This is a genomic window from Streptomyces sp. A01 (genome assembly GCF_059026195.1).
In genome coordinates, this window is record NZ_JBWLKN010000001.1 from 1 (window position 1) to 25,371 (window position 25,371).

Genomic DNA, 25,371 nt, shown 5'->3' on the forward strand with positions numbered 1-25,371 from the left:
GTACCAGCAGCTCTTCCAGTTCCGCGGACCAGGCATCGGGCTGCACATCATCTTGCACGACAAGACAACGGCCCGCCGCACCAGAGGTCACGAACTTCCGCAACCTGACGGCACATCAGCCGAGTACGCTCAGAAACCCGGTCCTGACCAGCGGTGATACCGAACTGCGACTGGAGTATTAGGCCGCCATTTCCTGTCGCATCCGGTTGAGTGCTTGAACTGCCGTGCCGCGTACCGCGGGAAGCCGGTCACCGGCAGTGCGCACGATCCGTTGCAATTGATGCGGCAGACGCTGAACCACAGCCTCAGCCATCGCGGTGTTCAGGGCGTCGGTCGCCCCGCCCGGGTCGTTCGCGAGGAGTCGAACGTGGGCGACCATGACCAGCTCGATCACCTGCCATTGCGGTGCGACCGTCGTCGTCGAGCCAGGCCCGTGATCGACAAGCCCTATGGCGAGGTCTGCGCGCCCCGTACCGACGAGGCCACGCAAGCGAATCTCGTGCAAGGCGTAGGGATTGAACAGCGACGTGTGAGCAGCGCTTTGAATCAGGTCGTCTGCTTCCTGCATCACGCAGTCGAAGAGACCCGCATCGCCGAGTTGACCTGCGGCTCGCGCGTACAGGGGCAGTACCGCCGCACGGGCTTGTGGGTTCGGTGCCAGGGCCGCCGCGTGGCGCAGTCGGTCCACCGCGGCTCCCGTGATGCGGGCCTTGCGCAGTTCGTTTCCGTGCATTCGCAGGGCGTAGCTGCTGAAGGCGGGATCGTCGAAGTGGGTGGCGATGCTGAGGCTTTTAGCGGTCCAGTGGGCGGCGGTGGCCAGCCGCTCCTCGGGGAGGACGTTGCCGAGCGCGACGCCGAGTCCGACCCGGGCGTGAGCGAGCAGACGCAGCACGTCTCTCTCGGTGTGTCCGTCTTCCAGTCGGGCTTCGAGCCGGGCGACCAGCGGCCACAGTTCGGCGACGGCGTCGGAAGCATGGCCGCTCTGGCGGGCGATCTCGGCGAGGCGAACCGTGGACTGCCCGAACTGGAGCATCGCCCGGTGATCGGTGTCGGCCGGGTCAGTGACGCCCAGGACGTGCGGCGGCAGGCGAAGGTGTTCGGCGATGCGGCGCAGCGAGCCGACGTCACCCAGGGTCTTCTTCCGGAGTTCGAGGGCCGAGATGTAGGTCTTGTCGTAGCCGAGAAGGTTGCCCAGTTCGGTCTGGTTGAGTCCGTGGACGGTGCGGTGGAAGCGCAGGATGGCGCCGAGGTCTCCGCTACCCAGGACGGTGCGGGCCTGGGGAGTGGCCCAGTGCCACACCACGTGCTGGGCCGAAGGACGGGATACCGGCAAGGCCATGGCTGGCTACATCCGCCCGTACCAGGTGGCGATGGACTGCTTGTAGCCGTCGGGCATGGTGAGCCCGGGAACCTCCGAGGCGGTGAACAGCCCGATCTGCTGGTGTTCCTGGCTGACTACGGGGTCTGCCTCCGGCGTGAGGACGGTGCAGCCGTAGGTGATGATCACGACGCGGCGTTCGGGGCAGGACTGCGGAAGCGGTTGGTAGATCCAGACGTCCAGGAGCGGCCCCGCCTTGACACTCCAGCCGGACTCTTCGTGCAGCTCGCGCTCGACCGTGCTCTCGGGGCTGGCATCTGCTGCCTCCAGCCGTCCGCCGGGCAGCTCCCATTCCTCACGTTCGTTCTTCAGCAGCATCACCCGGCCCTGTACGTCCAGGGCGACACCTTTGACGGAAACGGGCCAGGTGGGGGGCGTGTACGTCATGAGTTTCCTCGCAGTGCGGGGCAGTGCCAGCGTTTTCGGACCGTAGCACGGGCTGCGCAACTCTCCCTGCGCTCGGGCGATTTGCCGGAGTCGACAATCTGTCGCTTTACCCGCCGGGCCACCGATCTCGACAGTGGAACCACTGACCGCCGACGAAGGAGTCCGACGATGCGCCCCGGTGATCTGTTTGCAGCGCACTTCATCGATCACAACGCCCCGGGCGCTCCGGCCCAGATCGCCGAGCAGCTGCGCGAAGTCGGCCTTGTCACTCTCGACAAGCTCGCCACACGCAATGCCGTGCGGGCTTTCTCCGCCCGCATCATGACCGTCTCTGCGCACCGTGACAGCGACTCCGACGGGCTGACCACGATCCGCTGCGTCCCGCGTCACGCCGGTCGGCCCGGGTTCGCCGGACTCGGAAACGGAGAGCTTGCCCCCCATACGGAACGGTCCGGCCTACCCCACCCGCCGCGCCTGATGCTGCTGGTCTGCTAGCAGCCCGCCGACCGAGGGGGCCAATGCCTGCTCACTGACGGACGCAGCGTGCATGCCGACCTGCTGCATCGCAGGGGCGGCAAGGCCGCTGATGTGCTTTCCCGGCCGCGGACGGCGTACTTCGGGGCAGGAGACGGACACGCAGCTCAAGTCCTCAGCCCTCACAGCGACGGCCGGGTGTCCATAAGGCTGCGATTCGACGCCCTCGCCCGATGGAGCCCCATCGTTCAGCCGTACCTGGCCGCCTTTCGGACTGCGACCCGTCGCTATCAACAGCCCCTTGGCCTGAAGCCGGGACAGGGATACCTCCTGGACAATGAGCGGTGGCTGCACGCTCGTACAGCATTCATCGGCGACCGCGTGCACTGGCGGGCCCTGGGAGACCCACGTTTCGCCCTCCCTCATGGCTTCACACCCGCCTTGCACGCCACACCCCAGCCCTCCGCGCGCACCGAGGTCCTGACATGGGCGTGACGCTGCCAAGAGCTGAGGACCCCCGGATTGCCGTGGCGCCGCACAAGACACATGAGCACATGACTGCCCTGCCTCCTGCGGTCCTCGACACAGTCGAGATCCTGGCGCTCGTCGAGACGGCGCTGTCCTGGGACCTGGGCAGCCCTGCTCTCCCGTGCGTCGAAGACGCACTAGACATGGCGGAGCAGTTCACCGACTACGGCCGGATCATCGCCGACGACCTGGCCCAAGCGCTCAGCATCCCCGCCGACTCGCACGCTGGCCTCAGCGCACAGGCAACGCTCAGCGAAGCCTCCAGGCGTCTCAACCTGAAGCCTCTGGCCCGGAGCGCCGCCCCGCGATCGGCCGGGCACCGCGCACAGAACCTCGCCCGCCTCATCAAGGCCCTGAACCGAGCGACCGGCCAGGTCGGCGAAGAGCAAGCCCGTTCCCGCCCCGCATGGACACCACATCGGAGATGACACCCCAACACTGGGGCCTCCTCCCGGGTCGTGAGGATCGCCGCGCACATGCACGGAGGACCCGAGACCGCCCCCTCGCGGGAGGAGGCGGCGCCGAGACCCCGCGCCCCGGCTGTGCTCTGTGGGGGAGCCGCAGTCAGCCCGCACGACGCCCGTCCCCAGTCGGTAGGCGGGTGCACCACCCGGCGACCGGACCCGAAAAGGGCTCGGCGCAGGAGGAAGCGTGTGGGGGAGGACCACCCAGTAGCTGGCCCTCCTCCACGCTGCTCCGAGGCCCGTGAGCCTCGGGACATGCACCATCCGTCACTACTGAGGAGGCACGCATGACCGCGATCGAAGTCGAAAAGCCGGTTCCCCCCGCGCAGCCAGCCGCTGACCACGTCGAGGAGACCGACCTGTTCGAGCTCGACATCACCTTCATCGAAGGCACACCGGCGACCGAGACGGTCCTGATGTGCAGCACGGGAGATACCTGCGGCAGCTCCTGCCCCAGCGCCTGCACCACCTCGTAAGCCGGGGCAGCTCGGCAGTGCGGGCCGGGCGGGGCTTCCGTCCGGCCCGCACCCCTCTCACCAAGAACGGAGTGGTGATGACACGCGTACGACACAGCCTGTATCAGGGCGCCGGGCAAGGGATGCTGCGCGCTGCGGTGAACCTCGCCGTCCCGACCACCCTGCCCTGGCCGGACCGCGCGGCCCCGCTTGAACAGTGGCGTGCGTGGCTGGGCGCGGTGTGGGCCGACGACAGCTTCCGCCAGGCGGTGTCCAGCGCCAGCCCTGACCTGGCCAGCCGGGTGCGGGCGATTCTCGACGGGCGGTCACCGAAGCTGCGCCGCGTGCGCCGGGCGGCGTTGGCCACGGCCCGATACGCGATCCGGTACGCGCGCCGCTCCACGCCGTACGGTCACTTCGCGGGCGTTGTGCTGATCGGCTTCGGGGATACGGCGAAGGTCCGTTTCGGCGAGGGACACCAGGCCGTCACCCGCCCCGACCCAGTAGCCCTCGATGAAGCGATCAGCGCCTGGGAAACGGACGGCACGCGGATGGCTGACATCGATGTGCGCGTCAACACCCTCGTCCAGGAGCGTGAGGGCCACATCTACGTGCCGTCCGAGGGCGACTCGCAGTTCCGTCTCGCGCTCAGCCCGGCGCTGAGATTCGTGCTCGACGCATCGCGCTCCCCCGTTCGTTACTCCCTGCTGGCGAACAAGCTCGCCGCCGAATTCCCGGCTACGTCCGAGCACGCCCGTACCAGGCTCTTGGAGGAGCTGCTCAGAGTGCGGCTGCTGCGGTCCTCGCTACGCGCCCCCGCCACCGTCATTGACCCCACCGACGTCTTACCGCCCGCGTTGCGCGCGCAGGTGTGCGAGCGCTCAACGGCTCCTGATCTGCGGCTGGACGCCACTGTGCAGCTGCCCCGAGCGGTCCTGGCCGAGGCGGAAACCGCCGCGACTGTCCTCGCTCGGATCGCCACGCACCCGAACGGCACACCGGCTTGGCGCCGCTGGATCGAGCAGTTCACCGGCCGCTACGGCGAGAACACTCAAGTTCCCGTGGAGCTGGCGACCGACTCCGAGAGAGGTCTCGGCTTCCCTGACGGGTTCGTCGAAGCGGACGAGCCTCCCCGCCCGATGTCCCGGCGTGACCGCCTCCTGCTGGAGCTGGCCGGAGCCGCAGCAGTCGAGGGCTACCGCTCGATGTCCCTGACCGGTGCCATGATCGAGGAGCTGGAGGCCGCCGCGGGGAAGCCCTCGCGCACCGCGCCCCACCTCGAACTAGGCGTCCGCATCCACGCCCGCTCCACGGATGCCATGACCCAAGGGAAATTCCGGCTCCAGGTGACCACCGTCTCCCGCTCGGCCGGCTCAATGACGGGACGGTTCTGGCACCTGTTCCCCGACACAGGCGCGACGTACCGCGATCTCCCCACGGTCGAGCCCGGCGCTGAACTCGCTCAGCTTTCCTTCCACGCTGGCCGCGTACCGGCTGACCTGCTCACCCGCGCCCCGCGCGTGCTGCCCCGGCTGGTCAGCGTCGGCGAGTTCCGGCACCCAGGCGAGGGTGTGCTCTTCCCCTCCGGCCTGGCCGTAGGCGTTCGCGACGGACATCCCTACCTCACCGAGACCGTCTCCGGCACGCACCTGGAACTGCTCGCGCCGACCGCGATCAACTTCCTGTGGAACAACTACACCCCTCCACTGGCCCGGTTCCTCGTCGAGATCAGCCGAGCCACCGCGCCGCAGGTGACCTGGTTCGACTGGGGCACAGCCTGGACACTGCCCTTCACCCCAGCCCTGCGCTACCGGCGCTCCATCCTGGTGGCCGCCCGGTGGAAAGTCCGTACGCGGGATCTGCCCGACCGCACCGCGACGCTGGAAGAGTGGGCCACACGACTGCACGCCTGGCAGGGTCGGTTCCGCGTGCCAGACCGCGTCCTGCTGTCCGAGAACGACCAACAGCTTCCCCTCGACCTACGCCAGGACATGCACCTGGACCTCCTGCGTGCCCACCTGGATGCCAGCCCCATCGGTGTCGCGACCCTGCATGATGCGGCCCCGCCCGGTGCCGACGGCTGGATCGGCGGCCGGGGACACGACCTCGTTCTTCCCCTGGCGGCACGCTCATGACGACCACGACGCTCCCGCCCCGCACGCAGGACCTCTCCGAGGGCTCTCTAGGGATGACGCTGCTGCTTATCGAACGCGGAGACCTGGCCACCGCGCGGCGCCAACTCGCGCAAGCCACCGCCCACGGCGTCAGCACCGGCGGCAACGCATCTCTGTTCCACGGCGCCCCCGCGCTGGAATTCGTGCTCGCCCGCGCCGGGAGCGCCGGCCGCGCTGTCCGCGACGTCGTCGACCGCGTCGTGGATGCCCGGCTGACCGCAGCCCGGCGACGGCAGGCATCCGGCGCCCTGCCGCACCTCGCGGAGTGGGACCTCATCCGCGGCCTGGCCGGGCTGGGCACGCTGCTCCTGACGCGCGCAGTGCCCTCCGCCCGGCTTACGGACGTGCTGTCCCACCTCGTCTCTCTGTCACGGCCGGTCCGCGTCGAGGGCCGGGGCCTGCCGGGCTGGTGGTCCGTGGTCGGGCCCGGTGGCGAGGAGATGCCTGGCGGGCACGGCAATAACGGCATGGCGCACGGCATCGCCGGTCCCATGGCAGTGCTCTCCCTTGCCGCACTGCGCGGCGTACAGGTACCTGGGCAGAGCGAGGCGATCGAAGTGTTCGCACGTCGGCTCGACTGGCACGGCGGCTCGCACTGGACGCCTCGCGCCCACCTGAATGTCGCGAAGCCGCCCGACGCGGAGCCCGCCCGCCCCTCCTGGTGCTACGGCCGCCCCGGCGTCGCCCGCGCTCAACAGATCGCCGCGCTCGCTCTGGGCGACCCAAACCGACGCCAGACGGCCGAGGACACCGTGGTGCACACACTGACCGATCCCGCCCATCTCTCCCGGATCACCGACGCCACGCTGTGCCACGGCTGGGCTGGCCTGTTCACCCTCGCCCGCGCCGTCGCCGCCAACAGCCCGGCCCCAGAGCGCTTCGCTCCCGTGATCTGCGATCTGCACCAGCGCCTGACCGCAGACCTGGACCGGCTGCCCAAGCCCGGCTTCATGGAGGGCCGCAGCGGCGCGCAACTCGCCCTCGACGGAACGAACGCCACGGCCTGGACCAGCGTGCTGCTGATCACCTGACCCCGCCCTGATCCCACCGACAAGGAGCGCCCACACGCATGCCCTTCGACGACGAGAACCTTCCGATCACCCATGACACGACCTGGTGGCACGCCAGCCTGGCCTTCCCCGGCGGCTCGGTGAGCCCCGAGACCGCCCAGGCGCTGTCGCAAGCGCTGCGCGACCAGCGCTTCCACTTCCTTCGCAAGGACTCAGGGCTGCGCCTGCGCACCGAACGTCCCTCCGCCGCCCTGCTGGACTACCTCGTCACCGAGCAGAAGGCCACCGGCTGGGTCGGCGGCACCTATGAACCGGAGACCGAAGCCTTCGGCGGCCCCAAGGGCATGGACGTGGCGCACGACGTGTTCTGCGCCGACAGTCGCAGCGCCCTGCCCGAGACCGGAAGCGCCGGCACCCGCGAGCGCTGCGTGATGCTGCTGTCCGCCATGATCCGCGAAAGCGGTCTGGACCCATTCGAGGCCGGAGACGTCTGGTCCCAGTTCGCCGCACTGCGTCCCCCCATCACCCCGCCCACCGGAGGCGCACTCGACCGCTCGGTCTCGGCGATGCGGCGCGTGATAAACGCAGACGCCGCCCGCTGGCCGGACCCAGACCCGGGCTGGGCCGAGCGTGTCGCCGCCTTCGAGGACGGCGGCCGCCGTCTGCGTCGGCTTGCCACTGATGGACGACTGATACGCGGCCTGCGCGCCGTCCTCGCCCATCACGCGATCTTCACATTCAACCGCGCCGGTGTGCCTGCCACCGAACAGGCAGCCACCGCATGGCTGGGACGCCAAGTCGCCTTCTCCACAGGGAATGACGCCTACGTGTCGGCCCGCCAGAGCAATCCCCCGACCCTAATCTGCCTCGAATCGAGACCACCATGACACCCGTCACCGACCCCACCGAACAGCGCGAATCCCTGGCGAACCGCCTCGTCGAGAGCGGACACCTCCGCACGCCCGCCGTCATCGACGCCTTCCGCACCACCGACCGCCACGACTTCCTGCCCGGCGTCGACCTTAAGTCTGCATACACGGAGGACGCAGTCCCGATCAAGCACGACGAACACGGCGAGATGATCTCCTGCATCTCCGCGCCCTCCATCGTCGCCACTCAGCTCGAACAGCTCGAAGCGCAGCCAGGCCACAAGGTCCTGGAGGCCGGGGCCGCCACCGGGTACAACGCGGCCCTGCTGGGCAAGCTCGTTGGACCCGACGGGCAGGTGTGGACCCTGGACGTCGACCAGGACCTCGTCGCCGGAGCCCAGAAGAACCTCGCCCAAGCCGGAGCCAACAACGTCACGGCCACGCTGTCCGACGGCGCCGCCGGTCTCCCTGAGCACGCCCTCTACGACCGTATCCAGTTCACCGTCGGCGCAGGCGACATCCCCGTGAAACTCCTCGACCAGCTCGCTCCCGGCGGCCGCCTGGTCCTACCCATGCGGATTCGCGGCAGCATCAGCCGCAGCTTCGCCTTCGAGCGCGACGGCGACACCTGGAAGACCGTCTCCTGCGAGATGGCCACCTTCATTCCCCTGCGCAAGGGCGTCTGCGACGACATCTACACCCTCGTGCCAATGGCCGGTGAAGGCAACGTTCGGCTGGAGACCTTCAGCGAACAAGAGGTGGACCGCGAAGCGATCCGCACCGTCCTGGACCAACCGCAGACCAAGATCTACACCGGAATCAAGATCCGCCAGTTCGCATGGCAATGGCTATACCTGTACCTGGCGTGCGTGCTGCCCAACGGCCTGTCCCGCCTTCCGGGGCAGCGTCCCGGCTTCACCCCGCACTTCGGCTGGGGCTCCATGGCCGCGCTCGACAGCGATTCTCTGGCCTACCTGACTCTCCGCGAAGGCGAGGACGACAAAGGCCGCTTCTGGGAGATCGGCGTCATCGGCCACGGCTCTCACGGCGATGCGCTCGCCGAACAGGTGGTGAGCGAAATCCGCGACTGGAACTACAGCGGCGGCAACTCCGTGCCCGAGCCCAGCTTCCGCATGGCCGTCGGCGACGCCCGCGACACGCTCACCACCGCCGACCCGCGCTTCGTCATCGACAAGACGTACAGCCGTCTCGTCGTCGACTGGCAGCGCAAGGGCTGAGCTGATGATCCCCGCGATAGCCAGCCGCATCCCTCTGGTCCGCCGTTCCAAGGCACCGGCGCTCCCGCTGGACGAGCGCATCACCCACCTCAACGGGCTGACGGTCGCGTCCGCAGGCGCGGGCCACCACGACCTGGTGGCCCGCGCCTGCGGGGTCCTCAACTACGCCGCGCTGATCGCCTCCGACGTCGGGAAGCCCGATCTCGCCACCGACCTCTGCTGGAGACAGCACCACGTCTTCGCCAATGCCGGGCGCCTGAGCGGCGACACCGCCGTGATGTCGTTGATGCCCCTCATCAATATTTCCCGGCTGCTGACCCGCGACGGCGACGCCGAGGCCGCCTACGACGTCCTCACCCGCCTCTATCGCGCGGCCCAGAAACGCGAGGCGGCCGAGATCCACGGACGCACCGCCGACCTGTCGGACCTGACCTCCACGGACGCGGACCATCGCAAGGTCTGCCAGGAGCTGTGGATCATCGTACTCGTCGACGGCGCCCGCGCCTTGGCGCGGATCGGCCGCTGGACCGACGCCGCCGACGCCATGACCAAGCACCGCGGCATCGGCAACCGTCTCCTCGACGGCAGGCAAATCAAAATCATGTCGCTGATGGAGCGCGACCGCGACCACCAGGCCCGCGACATGATCGACTCCACTGTCCCCACTGAGTCGTGGGAAACCACCATCGCCGCCGTTCTGCGCGCCCATTGCCGACCCGCCGCCTCGCCCGTGCCGCAGCCCATCCTGGACCTCGTACTGCGCGAGGTGACCGGGATCGCCGTCAACCCTGACCCCTCGACCGCTGCCTTCCAAACCCGCGCCGGTCTGGCCGCACTCGACCTCGCCCGCGACCGGACAAGCCCCCACACCACCCCACTGCAAGACGCGGTCGCCAACGCAGCCGCACTCGACGCGTACGCAGCACGCGAAGTCCTGCACCACCCTGTGGCAGGCACGGCCCTGGCCAGCGCACAGATACAGAAGCTCACTACCGCGGTCAGCACATCCGGCCTCGGCACCGGACGTTTGCCGCAACCCCACGATCACGCCCTCAACGAAGCCGTAGACAAAGCCGAAGCGGCCCTCGACGGCTTGCTGTAGGAGCCGAGCCGGACGGACAGAGGCCGTCGAGGTGATGTGCCACCTGAGGAGATGGATGGAGTCCGGAAGGACCTGGAGACGCTCACAGCGGGGTTGTTCGACGGTTTCTTCCGTGCGGATCAGCGGCGGTGGGGGCGGGTGTATGTGCGGGGGCTGCTGCTGGACGGGCGGCGTAAGTCGGTGGAGCCGATGGCGGCCCGTCTCGGTGAGGACGGCAACCGCCAGGCGCTGGCACACTTCATCGCCTCCAGCCCGTTGGATCCGGCCCATGTGCGGGCCCGACTGGCGTGGACGATGCACGACGTGATCGGGCCGGAAGCGCTCATCGTCGACGACACGGGATTCCTCAAGAACGGAGGCGCCATAGGGGTGTACAGGGCGCATGGAAGCATGCCAGGTCCCCGGCGGGGCGTTGGGTGGCGCAGGGACCGGCGGCGGTACGCCCCCGGTGCGCGGTGCTGCAGAGCAGCACGAAGTTGACGGGGCTGGTTGCTCGCGGTGCGGTGGCGCCGGTGAGTGGGGCGCCGTTGACTATGAATGAGGGGGATGGCTTGGCGCCGCGATGGCCAAGACCGCCACACCACCCGCTCTATCTACGCTGCGTACGACGGCACCAGAGCCGAAGTGCACATCCCCTCAGCCGTGTTCGACCCGGCTGGTGAGACAACGGTGACGGCCGATGTCGTTCAGCCAGTCGGAAACGATCAGGCCGTGATTGACGAGGTCGCACAAAGGCTCCGTGCCCGGGGTGCTGGCGCACTACTACCGCCGCCCAGGTAGTGCTCGGACGAGCGTCTCGAGTGGGGAGCCCGACAGGGCATTCGCCCACGGCAGACGAGAAAGAGCCCCAGGGGACTGGAACCTCCTCCGAGACCATGTCAACGTACAACGTCCCGGAAAACACCAGGTCAGCGAAGGGTGAGGGCTTCGGGGCGGTCGGCGCATCGGTCGGCCGTCAAAACGGCCCGCCCCCGCGCAACTCGGCCCCGCGACCGAGCCTTCCAAGGAGGCCCACCTGTCGAACCCCGCTATCCGATCCGCCCGCTTCACTGCCCCACCCTCTTGGCGCTCGGCGCCGTGAACGCGTGGACGGCGCAACAGACAGAGGAGTACGGATCCCTGTCCACGGCGCTGTACCTGTGCGTCTGCGCGGCCGGGCTGTCCGGTGAGGATCTGCTACAACGCGGCTACCGCCGCGACCGCGCGGTCCTCGCGCACGTTGCGGCGCACCCCGGAGCTGCGACTCGCCACGTCGCTCGCGCCTCGGAGCGCATCCTTGCCCCAAACCTCGACCGTCTCACCGACGACGGGCCGCTGGTACTGGTCACTGATGGCGCGACCCCTGCACTGCGGTCTTACCGACTCGCCTCCTGACAGGCGCCGAAGCGGAAAACGAAGGCCAGGCACGCGTGCTGCAGCGCGATACATAGCCGACGATCCCCGGTTAGCCAAACCGGGGATCACGTAGACCATTGATGCCGTTCGCAGCGGCTGTACTTGGCGGTGGAGCCGTTCGGACGCTACGGCCTTTGTGACGGAGCGCTGCAAGTTGCTCGCTGTCGTCCGGGCGTCTGGCAATTCCCGAAAGCCCCCGAGGAAGACATCAATGGCTCGTCCCCCTGCGCTCAAGCTTGCCGAAGTCCTAGCGGAGATCCGCATGAGCCCATCGGCCTTCTACCGCTTGCGTGCGCGCGGTCAGGCACCCCGAATGATCAAGCTACCTAATGGTGAACTACGCTGCCGCCGCGCTGACTCGGACGCATGGTGGAAGGCGTGTGAATGGGATACTGAATGGCGATGAGTTACAAGGTCCGGTTCTGGGACATTCGCGAGCGGTCCGATCGCCGCAAGGGGTTTGAGGTCCGCTGGACGGTCAACGGTCGTGAGAAGTCCGAGTCCTATCTCACCAAGGGACTCGCAGAGAGTCGCCGCGCCAAGCTGGTGACCGCCGCCCGCGACGGTGAACCCTTCGACGCCCGGACTGGCTTGCCGACCTCCGAGATCCGGGCTCTGAAGCAGCGGACAACTTGGTACGTTCTGGCCCGGGAGTACATCGATCAACGGTGGGACCGAACACCAGGGAACACGCGACGCACGCTGGCAGATGCCCTGGCGACCATCACGCCAGCCCCCGTTGAACCAGGGGCCAGCTACCGGACGTCCCGAGTGCTGCGGCGAGCACTGTACTCGTGGGCCTTCAATAAGAACGCCTGGCAGACCGATCCGCCAGAAGAATGGCAGGCTGCACTGGACTGGCTGCAGCGCCACTCGCTGCCTGTCAGTGAGTTGGATGAGCCCGATGTGCTCCGGCGTGGACTCGACGCCCTGTGCCGGAAGGTCGATGGGACGGCCGCTGCCGCGAAGACTGTGAAGCGAAAGAAAGCCGCGGTCAACGAGGTGTTCGGTGTGGCCGTTGAACGCGGGTACTTCGCACAGAACCCGCTGAACGGTCTTCGCTGGACGGCACCGGAAGTCGCCGACGAAGTAGACCCCGACTGCGTACCGAACCCGGCTCAGGTCGCCCGACTGCTCGCCGCGGTCAAAGCCCTGCCCGGCCGTGGCCCTCATCTGTACGCCTTCTTCAGCTGCATGTACTACGCCGCCATGCGCCCAGCTGAGACCATCCACCTGCAGAAATCCCAGTGCCGTCTGCCGGCGAGCGGCTGGGGCCTTCTGGACCTGAAGGGGGGTGTTGTGACGGCCGGTAAGGAGTGGACGGATGATGGCGCTGTCCACGAGATTCACTCCCTGAAACGGCGGGCGGACAGGGCCACGCGGCCGGTGCCTATCCCGCCAGTGCTCGTCCGCATGTTGCGCGAGCACATACGACGTTTCGGTGTGGCACCGGATGGACGTCTGTTCCGCAATGCAGCGGGGAACTACATCGACGCCTCGGCGTACGGCATCACCTGGGGGCGAGCGCGTGAGGCTGTTCTTACCCTTGACGAGCACGCCCTGGAGCTGGCGAAGCGCCCCTACGATCTGCGCCACGCCGGCATCTCGTTCTGGTTGGCCTCCGGCGTCGACCCCGCGGAGTGCGCGCGCCGAGCCGGACAGAGTATCCAGGTCCTCTTCCGCTACTACGCCAAGTTCCTGGCTGAAGCGCGGAACCATGCCAACAGCCTGATCGAAGACTCCATGCGGCGGTGGGAGGAGGCGACGGACGATGAGGAGAGCGCCTTAGCGGGACCTAGGCCCGGAAATGCCCCGGAACTGCTGGTCAGAGCTGGGATACCGGTGGGAGATATCGGGAGTAAGGGCATGTTTCGACTGGTCGCTTAGGTATGCGCCGAGAAGGGCGTCTGACGGGCATCTGCCCTGGTCAGGCGCCCTTTTTGTGCGTCTAGAAGAACCCGAGCTTCTTCGGGGAGTACGACACCAGCAGGTTCTTCGTCTGCTGGTAGTGGTCCAGCATCATCTTGTGGTTCTCGCGGCCGATGCCGGACTGCTTGTAACCGCCGAACGCCGCGTGCGCCGGGTACGCGTGGTAGCAGTTCGTCCATACGCGCCCGGCCTGGATGGCGCGGCCCGCGCGGTAGGCGGTGCTGCCGTCGCGGGTCCATACGCCTGCCCCGAGGCCGTACAGGGTGTCGTTGGCGATGTCGATGGCGTTGTCGAAGCTGGTGAACGGTGCTACCGCGACGACGGGGCCGAAGATCTCCTCCTGGAAGACCCGCATGTGGTTGGCGCCTTCGAAGATGGTGGGCCGTACGTAGAAGCCGCCCTCCAGTTCGCCGCCGAGTTCCGCCCGGCTGCCGCCGGTCAGTACCTTGGCGCCCTCCTGCTGGCCGATGTCCAGGTAGGAGAGGATCTTCTCCAGCTGGTCGATGGACGCCTGCGCGCCGATCATGGTGTCGGTGTCCAGCGGGTGCCCCTGCGTGATGCGCTCGGTGCGCGCCACGGCGGCGGTCAGGAAGTCCTCGTAGTGGCCCTGCTGGATGAGCGCCCTGGACGGGCAGGTGCACACCTCGCCCTGATTGAGGGCGAACATCGTGAACCCCTCAAGCGCCTTGTCCAGGAAGTCGTCGTTCGCGGCGGAGACGTCGTCGAAGAAGATGTTCGGGCTCTTGCCGCCGAGCTCCAGTGTCACCGGCTTCAGGTTCTCCGCCGCGTACTGCATGATCAGGCGGCCGGTGGTGGTCTCGCCGGTGAAGGCGACCTTGGCGACCCGCGGGCTGCTCGCCAGCGGCTTGCCGGCCTCCACTCCGAAGCCGTTGACGATGTTGACCACACCCGGCGGCAGCAGGTCGCCGACCAGATTCACCCACACGTGCAGCGATGCGGGGGTCTGCTCGGCGGGCTTGATGACCACGGTGTTCCCCGCCGCCAGTGCGGGAGCGAGCTTCCATGCGGCCATCAGGATGGGGAAGTTCCAGGGGATGATCTGCGCGACCACGCCCAGCGGCTCGTGGAAGTGGTAAGCGACGGTGTCGTCGTCGATCTCGGAGAGGCTGCCCTCCTGGGCGCGGATCGCCCCGGCGAAGTACCGGAATTGGTCGATGGCCAGCGGGATGTCGGCCGCCAGAGCCTCCCGTACCGGCTTGCCGTTCTCCCAGCTCTCCGCCACGGCGAGGGCTTCGAGATGCTCCTCCATGCGGTCGGCGACGCGGTTCAGGACGGTCGCGCGCTCGGCCGCCGGGGTCTTCGCCCACCCGGGCGCCGCGGCGTGCGCGGCATCGAGCGCCCGCTCCACGTCCTCGGCGGTGCCCCGGGCCACCTCGGTGAACGGTTGGCCGTTGACCGGGGTCGGGTTCTCGAAGTACTGGCCTTGTTTCGGCGCTACGTACTCGCCCCCGATCCAGTGGTCGTAGCGCGCCTGGTAGGTGACAACGGCTTCGGCGGAACCCGGATTCGCGAAGCGGGGCATGAGGCGGCCTCTCGGTCGGATGCCGTCCGCTCCTTCGCGGGCGGCGCTGGCCGGGAGGCTAGACACGGCGACGTTGCGCGGACGTTGCGTGCCACCGGCTCAGCGGCCGGGCCCCAGCTGGTTCGAAGGCCGGCCCGGGCCGAACCGGTTCGAAGGCCGGCTCGGTCAGGTGCCCGGCTCAGGGACTGGTGCGGTCAGGCGCCCGGTTCGGAGACTCGTGCGGGGACTGGTCCGGTCAGGCCGTAGCCCGTGCGCAGCCGCTCGGTGCTCAGCGCGACCGACGGCCTGTCAGGGGCGTCCAGCGGCAGCGCGGCGAGCAGGGCCTCCCGCGCCTCCAGGTCGTCCTCGCCCCACACGGTCTCCGACCAGCGCCGCAGCAGCTCCGCGTCCTGGCTGCCGAGCACCGCGCGCCGCATCCGGTGCTCCAGGACACCGCGCAGGCGGCGGATGCCCGGTGCCTCCGAGAGCGGCAGCAGCGGTCCCCGGTAGGTGCGCAGCGCGGCGTGCGGGCAGCCCGCGGTCAGTTCGTCGGTGGCCGTGTGGACATCGCAGCGGACACGGGCGCACAGCCGGTACGGGCGGGAGCCGAGCAGGGGGCCCACCAGGCGGCGCAGCCGGGACAGTTCGGCGCGTAGTGTTACCGGGTCCACGGACCGGTCCCCGTACAGCAGCGGGCCGAGCTGGTCGCCGGTCAGGCCGTCCGGGTGGCACGCGAGCAGCACCATGATTTCGCTGTGCCGCCTGCCGAGCCGCAGCCGCCGCCCGTCGGAGACCAGCAGCGCCTCGTCGCGCCCCAGCGCGCTCAGCCAGACCTCGGGGCCGGTCGCTGTCAGGCCGAGGAAGGCCAGCTGGGCTTCGGCGGCGCGGGCCGTGGCCTGTACCAGTGCCAGGCTGTGCGGCCCGGCCAGATGATCCCCGCCGGTGATGTCGACCGCGCCGAGCAGCCGCCCGGTGTGCGGGTCGTGCACGGGTGCGGCCGCGCACGTCCACGGCTGCACCCTGCGGCTGTAGTGCTCCGTCGCGAAGATCTGCACGGGGTGGTCGACGATGAGCGCGGTCCCCGGGGCGTTGGTGCCCGCGTGCCGCTCGTCCCAGCGGGACCCCGCGACGAAGTTCATCCGCTCGGCCCGCCGCAGCACGCCCGTGTGTCCCTCGACCCACAGCATCCGGCCCGACTCGTCGCAGACGGCCATCAGATGGGCCCCGTCATCGGCGATGGTGCCCAGCAGCTCACGGAACAGCGGCATGACCCCGGCCAGCGGATGCGCGGACCGGTACGCCTCCAGATCGGCGGCCGCCAGATCGATCGGCGGCACGCCGTCGGGCGGCACCCGCGCGTCAGCGGAACGCCGCCAGGAGTCGGCGACCACCGGCCGCACGGAGGGGGTGACACACCCCCTGTTCAGGAACTCCTTCATGCCGTCGCGCACCGCGCGGGAACGGGCGGCGGGGTCGGTTCCTGAGGCCATCGCCAGCCATGGGTTGACCGCGGGGTTGACCACTGTGCCCTGCCTTCCTGGGCTGCTACCGGGGGATCACGGCGGAGACGCGTATCCGCACGTATGACAGATCTTCCAGCCGTCCTGGTTGATGGCGAGCTGACCGCCGCAGTTCGGGCACTGTTCGGCTCGTGGGGCCACGCGCGTCAGCCGTCGGCCGACGACGCCGGGCAGTACGTCACTTTTCGCGTTCATGTTCCTCGTCCGTTCTGCCGTATCCAAGAGCCCTGCCAGGTGGATGCCCGGGAAACGCGGGAGCACGCCCCCGGGCTACGCCTGGAACAAGCCGCATTCACACGGGGTGTGCGCGGCGCACCCACGAACAGCCGCCCGCACACGCTCCCGGCCCGAGCCAGTGGGGAGTTGACTGGGATACGCGAACAGGGGCGACCCGGGCCGCCGGACCCGGAAGCTGCGGAAGGCGCGCGCGGCGGGAACGCGCGGTCGGAGGGTGTAAGGGCTGATGAGGGCCCGAACGTACGAGCGTGAGAAGTGCGAGCAGGGAGGCAGTGGGCTCCCCTGTTCGCGCGGGCATGAGCAGGCGTGAGCCGCGACGCAGGACGAAGCAGCGCGAACGGAAGCGTGATGGACCAGGCCGACGGCTAATCCCCCGAGCCGGCGGCCTTCCACCGCCCCGTACCACCGGGCCGAGGTGCGGGGCGGCGCTTCGCGCCCTCTCATGTCGCTACGCGCCCCCGCACGTCACCAGCTCCACGGCGGGTGCAACGATAAGTCCGTCATGGAAGCGGGGCACGTACTGCGAGCGCTGCGAGCAGCGATGTTCGCGGCGGTCTGTGTGCTGCTCGCAGCCGCGGGGCACACGGTCATGTCCGGTACGGCCATCCCGTGGTGGGCGACCGGCGCCGCTCTGTTCGGCACGGGCGGCGCGGCATGGTGCGCGGCGGGCCGCGAACGCGGACCGCTGCTGATCATGTCGGCCACGGTGGGCGCCCAGACGGCGCTGCACACCCTCTTCAGCGTCGCCCAGACCTCAGCCGCCTCCGCCCACGCGCACGCCCAGTTGCCCTCATCGGCCGCCGCCTCCTCGTCCGTACGGGAGAGACTCGCGGCGTTCGACGGTGTCCGGCCGCCGAGCTGCGGCCCCACCAACCTGCTACTCAAGGCCTCCGGCGACGGGAGAGCGGGCGGCATGGGGCCGGGCGGTGGCGGAGGCTGGAGCGATGACCCGGGCGGCATGGCCGGCATGGGGCGGGAGATGGTCTCCTCCGCCCACACCATGGCCCTGCACGACGGCCATGGCGGCCTCGGCATGTGGTCAGCCCACGTGCTGGTCGCCCTGGTCTGCGGGGTCTGGCTGTGCGGCGGCGAACAGGCCGCCTTCCGTGTCGGCCGTGCCCTGGCCGTGTGGCTCTTCGCGCCGCTCGGCGCGCTCTTCTGCGACGCCGCCCCGGTGGACCGGCCGGAACACGGCCGCTCGGCCGCCGAGCACACCGCACACCGGCCGCGCCGCCTGCTGCTCGCCCACGTCATCGCCACCCGTGGTCCACCGCTGCGGATCGCCGTCGTCTGACGGCTGAACCCACCCGGTACACCACGAGACCCGGCGCGCCCGTGCGGCGGCCGGAATCCAGGAAGGACCCATGGCGATGATCCCTGCCCGCGTCCGGGCCGCAACCGGAGGGCGCGCGGCGCCGACTTCGGTACGTGTCCCTCTCTCCACCCGGCCACCAGGCGGCGACCGGCCCGCGCCCGCGCTACGGGAGCCGAAAGCGCGGCAGCCCGTACCCCGAGAGCCCGTCCGAGCCTTCGATGGCCATGTCGATGTCCGTGCCGGGTGCCTCACCCGCGGCTGTGACCATGCGGGAGGTCAGCTCGCGCAAGACGGTCACCCGCCGCTCCCAGTGACGGCAGTCCGCACAGCCGCGCAGGTGGGCGTCGAGCCGCGCGCGAGTGACGCCCGGTGGCAAGTCCTCACCATCGACGCGGGCGGAGAGGGCGGTACGGGAATCGGAACAGTGCACCGCACCATGGTCCCCGGTACCGCCCCCGGCCCGCGCGTCACCCCCGGCCCCGCCGCCGGGCGGCAGCACCCGCCAGGTGAGCGGGTGGCGGGCGTTCGGGCTGACAGGCACGCGCACGTGCGCGCGTACAGCCGCCTGTCCCGATCGCAGCAGGCCGCCGCCCAGGGGAGCGCCCGTGCATGAGCGTGATGACGAGGCGGTGACCTCGTGGGCGCTGGCGGCGCGCGGTGGCGACAAGGAGGCCGTGGACCAGTTCATCCGGGCCACCCAGCGCGACGTGTGGCGGTACGTCTCCCGGCTGAGCAACGACCCGCAGTCGGCCGACGACCTCGTCCAGGAGACGTATCTGCGGGCGCTGCGCAGCCTGCCCCGCTTCGAGGGCAGGTCGTCCGCCCGCACCTGGCTGCTGTCGATCGCGCGGTACACGGTCGTGGACCGGCTGCGCTTCAACGCGGCCAGGCCGCGCCTGTCGGACACCGATGACTGGCAGACAGCGGCGGAGCTGACGCAGTCCCGCGAACTCCCCGGATTCGACGAAGGCGTCGCGCTGTCGCAACTGCTCGCGCTGCTCCCGTACGAGCGGCGCGAGGCGTTCGTCCTGACACAGCTGCTCGGACTGCCGTACGCCGAAGCCGCCGTCGTCGCCGGTTGCCCGGTGGGCACGGTGCGGTCGCGCGTCGCGCGCGCGAGGGAGGCACTGATCGAGCAGCTGGAGAACGCGGAGAGGTCGGCTCTCGACTCCGCCGGTGCTCCCGAAGCGGCTGATGGCGCTGTCGGCGCTGTGGGAGCCGTCGGCGCCCCGCGCGGGCCGCGCGCCGCCGCTCCAGCCGGGGCACGGCGGGGCCCGGTGGGCGGCGCGACGCCGGAGAAGCCCGCTGCGCGCGGCCGACGGCTGCCGGAGCTGGCGGGTTCGCTCTGACCCGGGCCGACCTGAGCTGAGCGGGAGGCGGGGGTGTACCGGCCGGGCCGGTACACCCCCGCTCTTTCGCGTCCTGGCCTGGCCCCGTCAGGCCAGAAGGTCGGCTCAGCCCGTCAGTTCGGCCGGCCGGCACCGCCGGTCGCTCCGGGCTGGCTGATGATGCGTACGGTGCCGTGCTCGGGATGCGATGTGGCACCCAGGAGTGACGGCCTCGCGTGCGGGTGTGCGGGTGTGCGGGTGTGCCTGGGCGGGCGCTGCTGGGCGCCCGGCCACCGCGTGGCAGCCTGCCCACGGTCCCGTGCGGGGGCACAGCGCGGCCGCCGCGCTGTCGCGACGCCAATGCCCGCACCCTCTACGCGCGGGCGCGGGCGTAGAGGGTGCGGGGCGGACGGCCGGGGCGGACCTGCCTGCCGGGGCCTGGGCGCACGTGCCTGGCGGGGACGGGGCGCACGTGCGCGTCGGAGGTGTCAGCTGCCGGGGCGGACCACCAGTGCGTTGACGCGCATCGGGTCGCTGTCGCGGAAGTGGAGGACGAACGGCACGCGTTCGCCGAGCCGCATCTCCGGCGGGTCCTCCACCATGACGTCCAGACCGGTCGCCGACATCTCCAGCTTGCCCTTCGCGGGCAGTGGCACCGAGGAGACCATTTCCATCGATCCCACACCGTTGCCCTCGACCGTGCGGCTCAGCATCGTCCGCCCCGCCTTCGCCGGTGTGGTGACCCGCACCAGCTCGTCGTCGGAGCCTCCCTCGTTGGTGAGGTTGAAGAGCGCCGCGGTCGCGTCCGGGTTGGACGGGAGCATGATGCGTGCGCTGGTCAGCTTCACTTCGGAGGGGCTGCCCGCCGCTCCGGAGGCCGTCCACGCGGTGAGCGCGCCGAGCGTCACCGCGCAGGCGAGCACGGGCGCGAGCACGGCGGTCACCCCGGCTTTGCTCACGGCGAACAAGCCCGGCCGAGCGGAACTGGACGACCCGGAGGACCTGGATGACCCGGACGCCACCGGACGTGGCGGCCCCGCCGCGTCTGCCCCTTCCGCCAAGGCGGCTTTCGCCGAGGCAGCCGGGTCCGCCGAGGCAGCCGGGTCCGCCGGGTCTGAGCCCTGCGGCTCTGCTCCGTTGGGCATGGGCTGGTTCTTCTCGTTCATGACTGCTCCCACGCGGCGTTGGTCCTGGCGGCGTTGGCCCTGGCCCTCGGCCGGCCGGGGCGGGTCCGGCCCGCGGCCCCACCGGAGGAGGTGGGCTGCCAGCCACGGAGCCGCAGGCTGTTGCCGACCACGATCACGGAACTGGCCGACATGGCGGCGGCCGCCACCATCGGGTTCAGCCAGCCGACGGCCGCCAGCGGCAGCGTCACCGCGTTGTAGCCGAACGCCCAGGCCAGATTGGACCGTACGGTGCCGAGTGTGCGGCGGGCCAGCCGCACCGCGTCGGGCAGCGCGCCCATGTCCTCGCGTACGAGCGTGACATCGGCGGCGCCGATGGCGGCGTCCGTACCGCCGCCCATGGCGATCCCGAGGTCGGCTCCGGCCAGCGCCGCGGCGTCGTTGACCCCGTCGCCGACGACGGCGACCCGGTGGCCCCGCTCGCGCAGCGAACTCACCAGCGCGGCCTTGCCCTCCGGGGTGGCGCGCGCGTGCACCTCGGTGATCCCGAGCCGTTCGGCGACGGTCCGCGCGGTGGCCTCGCTGTCCCCGGTGGCCAGCACGGTGCGCAGCCCGAGGCGCCGCAGGTGGTCGACCGCGCGGTAGCTGCCGGGCCGCAGGCTGTCGCCCAGCGCGAGCACGGCCTCCGGCGTACCGTCCACCCGGACCAGTACGGCGGTGTGCCCGGCGCTCTCCGCGCCGCGTACCGCCTCGGCCAGCTCCGTGGGCAGCGCGGGCGCCGCTGCGGGGCCGGAGACGGCGGAAGCCGTGCCGTCGGCGTCGTCGGCGGCGCTCTCCTCGGTCTCCCCGTCCGCGCCCGGCGGGCGGGTGAGCGCGGCGGACGCGGGCGCGCCCGCGCTGGAAGCGGCGTGCTCCGGCTCCGTTCCGTCGATTCCTTCGGCGTCCGGCCGTGACACCGTCACGCGGTGCTCATCGACCCGGCCGGAGACACCGAGCCCGGCGGTCGCGGTGAAGTCGCTGACCTGGGGCAGCGCCGCGCCTTCGGGCAGGGCGCGGCGCGCGTGCGCCAGCAGCGCGTGGCCGACCGGGTGTTCCGAGCCCTGCTCGACCGCGCCCGCCAGCCTGACCACGGTCTCCTCGTCGAGTCCGCCGCTACGGCAGGTCACCTCGGTCACGCCCATCTCGCCGATGGTCAGGGTGCCGGTCTTGTCCATCACGATGGTGTCCACCCGGCGCAGGCCCTCCAGCGCCTGCGGTCCCTTGACGAGGATGCCGAGCTGGGCGCCCCGGCCGGTGGCGGCGAGCAGCGCGGTCGGCGTGGCGAGGCCCAGCGCACACGGGCAGGCGACGACGAGGACGGCCACGGAGACGGTGACAGCGGCCTGCGGGTCGGCGCCGGCGCCCAGCCAGAAGCCCAGGACCGTGACGGCGACGGCGAGGACCACGGGGACGAAGACCCCGGCCACGGCGTCGGCGAGCCGCTGCGCTTGCGCCTTGCCCGCCTGCGCGTCCTCGACGAGACGGGTGATGCGGGCCAGCTGGGTGTCCGCCCCCACGGCCTCGGCACGCACCTCAAGCAGCCCGCCCGAGTTCACCGCGCCACCCACGACCGCCGACCCCGGGCCGACCTCGACCGGTGCGCTCTCGCCCGTGACCAGTGACAGGTCCAGCGCCGAGCCTCCTTCGGTGACGACACCGTCGGTGGCGACACGCTCGCCGGGCCTGACCACGAACCGGTCACCGACCCGCAACCGCTCGATCGGGATGCGCTGTTCGACGCCGTTGACCCTTATGACGACGTTCTTGGCGGCGAGCGAGGCGAGCGCCCGCAGTGCGGCGCCCGTGCCGTGCCGTGCGCGGGCCTCAAGCAGCCGTCCGGTGAGGACGAACAGGGGGACGGCGACCGCGGCTTCCAGATAGACGTGCGGGGAGTCGCCGGACGCCGACGGCAGGAGGGTGAACGGCATCTCCATGCCCGGCTTCCCGGCCCCGCCGAAGAACAGCGCGTACGTCGACCAGGAGAACGCCGCGATCACGCCGAGCGAGACGAGCGTGTCCATGGTGGCGGCGCCGTGCCGCAGGCCGCGCGCCGCGCGCGAGTGGAAGGGCCACGAACTCCACACCGCGACCGGCGTGGAGAGGACGAAGCACACCCACTGCCAGTTGCGGAACTGGAGCGCGGGGACCATCGAGAGCACGAGAACCGGCACGGAGAGCAGCACCGTGATCACCAGCCGGTCCCGCTCCTCGCGAGCCGCCGCCCGCTCGGCTTCCTCCCGCTCCGCCTCCGCCCGCTCGGACGCGTCGGCGTCCCCGTCCGCCTCGCTCCCCGCCCCGGGGGCGAGGATCAGCTCGGCGGTGTAGCCGGCTTTTTCGACGGTGGCGGTGAGTTCGGTGGGGTCGATGGTGGAGGGGTGGGTGATGTGGGCGCGTCCGGTGGCGAGGTTGACGGTGGCGGTGACGCCTTCGATGCGGCTGAGGCGCTTTTCCACGCGTCCGACGCAGGCGGCGCAGGTCATGCCGCCGACCGCGAGCTCGGTCGAGACCGTGGCTACCCGGGGGGGCGGCAGCTCGGCGGTGTAGCCGGCTTTTTCGACGGTGGCGGTGAGTTCGGTGGGGTCGATGGTGGAGGGGTGGGTGATGTGGGCGCGTCCGGTGGCGAGGTTGACGGTGGCGGTGACGCCTTCGATGCGGCTGAGGCGCTTTTCCACGCGTCCGACGCAGGCGGCGCACGTCATGCCGCCGATCACCAGCTCGGTCGTGACCGAGGCGACGGGTGCGGTCATCGGGCACCGCCGACGATTTGCGGCGTGGTCGCGCTCATCCCGTGATTGTTCATCCCGTCCATGTCCCCCATGTCGCCCCCGTCACCGGAGCCCCCGTCATCGGAGCGGTGCATGCCAGGGGCGACCGGTCCGGCGGACGAGCCGACGGCGTACGCGGCCCCGAACATGGCTCCGAGCAGGAGGACGAAGCCGACGAGCATGAGGGCTGGACTGTACTGACGAGAGGACATCGCCGCTCCAAGACAGACGAAGGCGGGCAGGGGGGCAAGTGAGCTGGGCGGTCGGCCGGGGACGGGCCACGGCGGAGGGATCACGGGGGAGAGGGACGAGGCCACCAGGGAGTCAGAGGAGTCGGGAGAGTCAAAGGAGCCAGGAGAGTCAAAGGTGTCAGGGTGTCAGGGGTGTCAGGGAGGCGATCGTGTACGGGAAGTGGGACGGTTGTACGGCACGGCCTGGCGGGACGGGGACTGCACGGACGGCTATGGGGAACGGTTGTACGGAATGGCTGGGAGCGGGCAGGGCGCGCGGGGGCGCACAGGCGGGTGAGAACAGGCGCGCGGCATCATCGTGGCACGGGCCAAGCCCTTCCCGGTCACCTTCGCCCGTTGGCACGGCACGTGAGGTTTCTCCCTGTCCCAGCCGGGAACTGGGCGGCTCGCGGGGCCGACTTCCTGTGAATGAGGAGCCCTTCACTCCCTCGCAGGCTCTCGCCCCGTCCCCCGTCCCCCGTCCCCCGTCCCCCGTCGGCCGGAGACGTCGCGCGGCGTGTCAGCCGTGGTCCGCGCTGCCCAGCTCGCCGTCGGGCGTCGCGGCGGCACGCTCCATGATCAGTGCGGCCGCGTCGTCCTGGAGCTGCCCGCCCGTGTGGGCGTCGAGATCTGCCCGGAGCCGGTGCAGCAGGTCGGGCGTGGGCAGCTCGGCCCAGGCTTCGAGGCGGGCCGCCAGCGGGTAGAACGTGCCGTCGGAGCCGCGCGCCTCGGTGACCCCGTCCGTACACGCGAGCAGTCGGCAGTTCAGCGGCAGCGTCATCCGCTGGAGCGCACGGGGGCGCTCCGCCAGGTCGCCGAGCCCGAGCGGGAGCCCGGGCTCGTTCGGCTCCAGCTCCCGTACGGTGCCGTCCGGACTGATCAGGAAGGGTGCCAGATGCCCGCAGTCCACGACGAGCAGCCCGAACGCCTCTCCGGCGGCCTCGTCGACATCGCAGCCCCCGCCCCCGCCGGTGTCTCCGCTGTACTCCCGGCTACTGCCACCGCCGCTCGCCGGGGCGCGCTGCCCGCCCGGTTTCCCGCCCGCGGCGGACGGCCGGATGCCCTGCGCGCTTCCCGGGCCGCTTCCCGCGCTGTCCGTCCCCAGCACCAGGGCGGTGACGAAGCGCTCCTGGGAGTCGCCCGCGTCCAGTCCTTCCGCTGAGCAGTTGTAGCGGCCCAGGCCCTGTTCCATGGCGACGACCCCGCTGATGAGGCTGCGGCGGTGGTAGGCCGCCTCGCGGAAGGCGGTGAGCACGGCGGCGCCCGCGCCGAGGGTGCCCAGCCCCTTGCCCCTGACGTCGCCGATGAGGACCCGGGTGCCGTGCGGGGTGTCGACGACCTCGTAGATGTCGCCGCCGACGAGCGCGCCCCGGTGTGCGGAGACGTAGAAGCCGTCGACGACCACATCGCGGGTGCGCAGCGGCAGCTGGCGCAGCAGGGCGCGCTGTGCGGCCTCACCGGTGGCGCGTTCTCGCTCAAGGAGCAGTCCGCGGTCGCGCAGCAGGCGCGCCACGGCGATGCTCGCGCCGACCATGAGGGCGTTGCTGAGGATGGCACCGCCGCGGGTGACCGACGGGACGTTGGTGGGCAGTACGCCGTACAGGAGGGTCATGGCGGCGAAGTCGAGGACGCCGATGACCACGGTCTGGCGGAAGGTGCACAGGGCGGCGGCGACCATGGGCGCGCATGCCGCGTAGACGTCCAGACGCAGGTACGTCGGGGTGATCTGGTCGACGAAGACGATCGCCGTGAGGTACCCGAGCAGCACGATGAAGAGGCTGCTCGTGAATGCGCGGGTACGGAACCTCCACGGCACTGGTGTGAGACCTCCGGGGCGGGCGGGGGGACGATCTCAGGCTGGCACGGACGCCCGGACCCGGCCACCGCA

General features: G+C 70.5%; 20 protein-coding genes and 3 pseudogenes. 14 read left to right on the forward strand and 9 right to left on the reverse strand.

Translation table 11 applies throughout. From position 1 onward, the window contains the following. Nucleotides 1–178 precede the first annotated feature (178 nt). Both AC5P1B_RS00005 and AC5P1B_RS00010 read right to left on the reverse strand, forming a co-directional pair. Complete coding sequence (locus AC5P1B_RS00005; RefSeq protein ID WP_493884013.1) at nt 179–1,339, reverse strand: helix-turn-helix domain-containing protein; 1,161 nt, start codon at nt 1,337–1,339, stop codon at nt 179–181. A 6-nt stretch (nt 1,340–1,345) separates the two neighbouring features. Then, nucleotides 1,346–1,765, reverse strand: coding sequence for an NUDIX hydrolase (locus AC5P1B_RS00010; protein ID WP_493884014.1), 420 nt, complete (start codon nt 1,763–1,765; stop codon nt 1,346–1,348). Nucleotides 1,766–1,933: 168 nt separating this feature from the next. Between AC5P1B_RS00010 and AC5P1B_RS00015 the strand changes: the two genes are divergently transcribed. The 12 genes and pseudogenes from AC5P1B_RS00015 to AC5P1B_RS00070 all read left to right on the forward strand — a co-directional run bounded on the left by AC5P1B_RS00015 (nt 1,934) and on the right by AC5P1B_RS00070 (nt 13,361). Next, on the forward strand, nt 1,934–2,260 hold the full coding sequence (locus tag AC5P1B_RS00015) for a hypothetical protein (protein ID WP_493884015.1): 327 nt from the start codon (nt 1,934–1,936) through the stop codon (nt 2,258–2,260). Nucleotides 2,261–2,275: 15 nt separating this feature from the next. Further along, nucleotides 2,276–2,734, forward strand: a pseudogene (locus AC5P1B_RS00020) (TauD/TfdA family dioxygenase); the annotation flags it as partial. 59 nt (nt 2,735–2,793) lie between these two features. Continuing rightward, entirely contained in the window at nt 2,794–3,195 is a 402-nt protein-coding gene (locus AC5P1B_RS00025; RefSeq protein ID WP_493884016.1) for a DUF6415 family natural product biosynthesis protein, read from the forward strand. A 323-nt stretch (nt 3,196–3,518) separates the two neighbouring features. After that, the gene (locus AC5P1B_RS00030; protein ID WP_493884017.1) at nt 3,519–3,707 is read left to right on the forward strand and encodes an FxLD family lanthipeptide; all 189 of its coding nucleotides are present in this window, start codon (nt 3,519–3,521) and stop codon (nt 3,705–3,707) included. Nucleotides 3,708–3,784: 77 nt separating this feature from the next. Further along, on the forward strand, nt 3,785–5,821 hold the full coding sequence (locus AC5P1B_RS00035; RefSeq protein WP_493884018.1) for a lantibiotic dehydratase family protein: 2,037 nt from the start codon (nt 3,785–3,787) through the stop codon (nt 5,819–5,821). Then, on the forward strand, nt 5,818–6,891 hold the full coding sequence (locus tag AC5P1B_RS00040) for a lanthionine synthetase C family protein (RefSeq protein WP_493884019.1): 1,074 nt from the start codon (nt 5,818–5,820) through the stop codon (nt 6,889–6,891). Before AC5P1B_RS00035 ends, AC5P1B_RS00040 begins: the two co-directional genes overlap by 4 nt. A gap of 38 nt (nt 6,892–6,929) precedes the next feature. Then, nucleotides 6,930–7,757 carry a thiopeptide-type bacteriocin biosynthesis protein gene (locus AC5P1B_RS00045; RefSeq protein ID WP_493884020.1) on the forward strand — a complete coding sequence of 276 codons (828 nt, stop codon included), beginning with the start codon at nt 6,930–6,932 and terminating at the stop codon, nt 7,755–7,757. After that, nucleotides 7,754–8,977, forward strand: coding sequence for a methyltransferase, FxLD system (gene fxlM / locus AC5P1B_RS00050; RefSeq protein ID WP_493884021.1), 1,224 nt, complete (start codon nt 7,754–7,756; stop codon nt 8,975–8,977). Before AC5P1B_RS00045 ends, fxlM begins: the two co-directional genes overlap by 4 nt. 4 nt (nt 8,978–8,981) lie before the next feature. After that, nucleotides 8,982–10,079 (forward strand): hypothetical protein, encoded by a 1,098-nt coding sequence (locus AC5P1B_RS00055; protein ID WP_493884022.1) that lies wholly within the window; start codon nt 8,982–8,984, stop codon nt 10,077–10,079. Between the two features lie 51 nt (nt 10,080–10,130). Next, nucleotides 10,131–10,442: pseudogene (locus tag AC5P1B_RS00060) on the forward strand (transposase); the annotation flags it as partial. A 1,243-nt stretch (nt 10,443–11,685) separates the two neighbouring features. Continuing rightward, nucleotides 11,686–11,880 carry a helix-turn-helix transcriptional regulator gene (locus AC5P1B_RS00065; protein WP_493884023.1) on the forward strand — a complete coding sequence of 65 codons (195 nt, stop codon included), beginning with the start codon at nt 11,686–11,688 and terminating at the stop codon, nt 11,878–11,880. Beyond that, nucleotides 11,877–13,361 (forward strand): tyrosine-type recombinase/integrase, encoded by a 1,485-nt coding sequence (locus AC5P1B_RS00070; RefSeq protein ID WP_493884024.1) that lies wholly within the window; start codon nt 11,877–11,879, stop codon nt 13,359–13,361. The genes AC5P1B_RS00065 and AC5P1B_RS00070 overlap by 4 nt, the downstream gene beginning before the upstream one ends. Nucleotides 13,362–13,422: 61 nt before the next feature. Here AC5P1B_RS00070 and exaC read toward each other — a convergent pair whose 3' ends face one another. Together exaC and AC5P1B_RS00080 are read right to left on the reverse strand one after the other, a co-directional pair. Continuing rightward, nucleotides 13,423–14,946 carry an acetaldehyde dehydrogenase ExaC gene (exaC, locus tag AC5P1B_RS00075; RefSeq protein WP_493884025.1) on the reverse strand — a complete coding sequence of 508 codons (1,524 nt, stop codon included), beginning with the start codon at nt 14,944–14,946 and terminating at the stop codon, nt 13,423–13,425. Nucleotides 14,947–15,140: 194 nt separating this feature from the next. Beyond that, nucleotides 15,141–16,415 carry a GAF domain-containing protein gene (locus AC5P1B_RS00080; RefSeq protein WP_493884470.1) on the reverse strand — a complete coding sequence of 425 codons (1,275 nt, stop codon included), beginning with the start codon at nt 16,413–16,415 and terminating at the stop codon, nt 15,141–15,143. Nucleotides 16,416–17,184: 769 nt separating this feature from the next. On the opposite strand from AC5P1B_RS00080, the gene AC5P1B_RS00085 reads away from it, so the two are divergent. Then, nucleotides 17,185–17,976: a hypothetical protein gene (locus tag AC5P1B_RS00085; protein WP_493884026.1), complete on the forward strand. Its 792-nt coding sequence runs from the start codon at nt 17,185–17,187 to the stop codon at nt 17,974–17,976. A gap of 184 nt (nt 17,977–18,160) precedes the next feature. Here AC5P1B_RS00085 and AC5P1B_RS00090 read toward each other — a convergent pair whose 3' ends face one another. Beyond that, nucleotides 18,161–18,427, reverse strand: coding sequence for a zf-HC2 domain-containing protein (locus AC5P1B_RS00090; RefSeq protein WP_493884027.1), 267 nt, complete (start codon nt 18,425–18,427; stop codon nt 18,161–18,163). A 175-nt stretch (nt 18,428–18,602) separates the two neighbouring features. Here AC5P1B_RS00090 and AC5P1B_RS00095 point away from each other — a divergent pair. After that, nucleotides 18,603–19,160, forward strand: a pseudogene (locus AC5P1B_RS00095) (sigma-70 family RNA polymerase sigma factor); the annotation flags it as partial. 653 nt (nt 19,161–19,813) lie between these two features. Here AC5P1B_RS00095 and AC5P1B_RS00100 read toward each other — a convergent pair. From AC5P1B_RS00100 to AC5P1B_RS00115, 4 genes are all read right to left on the reverse strand, one after another. Further along, entirely contained in the window at nt 19,814–20,284 is a 471-nt protein-coding gene (locus AC5P1B_RS00100) for a copper chaperone PCu(A)C (protein WP_493884028.1), read from the reverse strand. Between the two features lie 203 nt (nt 20,285–20,487). Further along, the gene (locus AC5P1B_RS00105) at nt 20,488–23,235 is read right to left on the reverse strand and encodes a heavy metal translocating P-type ATPase (RefSeq protein ID WP_493884029.1); all 2,748 of its coding nucleotides are present in this window, start codon (nt 23,233–23,235) and stop codon (nt 20,488–20,490) included. After that, entirely contained in the window at nt 23,232–23,465 is a 234-nt protein-coding gene (locus tag AC5P1B_RS00110; protein ID WP_493884030.1) for a hypothetical protein, read from the reverse strand. Before AC5P1B_RS00110 ends, AC5P1B_RS00105 begins: the two co-directional genes overlap by 4 nt. Nucleotides 23,466–24,003: 538 nt before the next feature. Continuing rightward, nucleotides 24,004–25,251 carry a PP2C family protein-serine/threonine phosphatase gene (locus AC5P1B_RS00115; RefSeq protein WP_493884031.1) on the reverse strand — a complete coding sequence of 416 codons (1,248 nt, stop codon included), beginning with the start codon at nt 25,249–25,251 and terminating at the stop codon, nt 24,004–24,006. Nucleotides 25,252–25,371 lie beyond the last annotated feature (120 nt).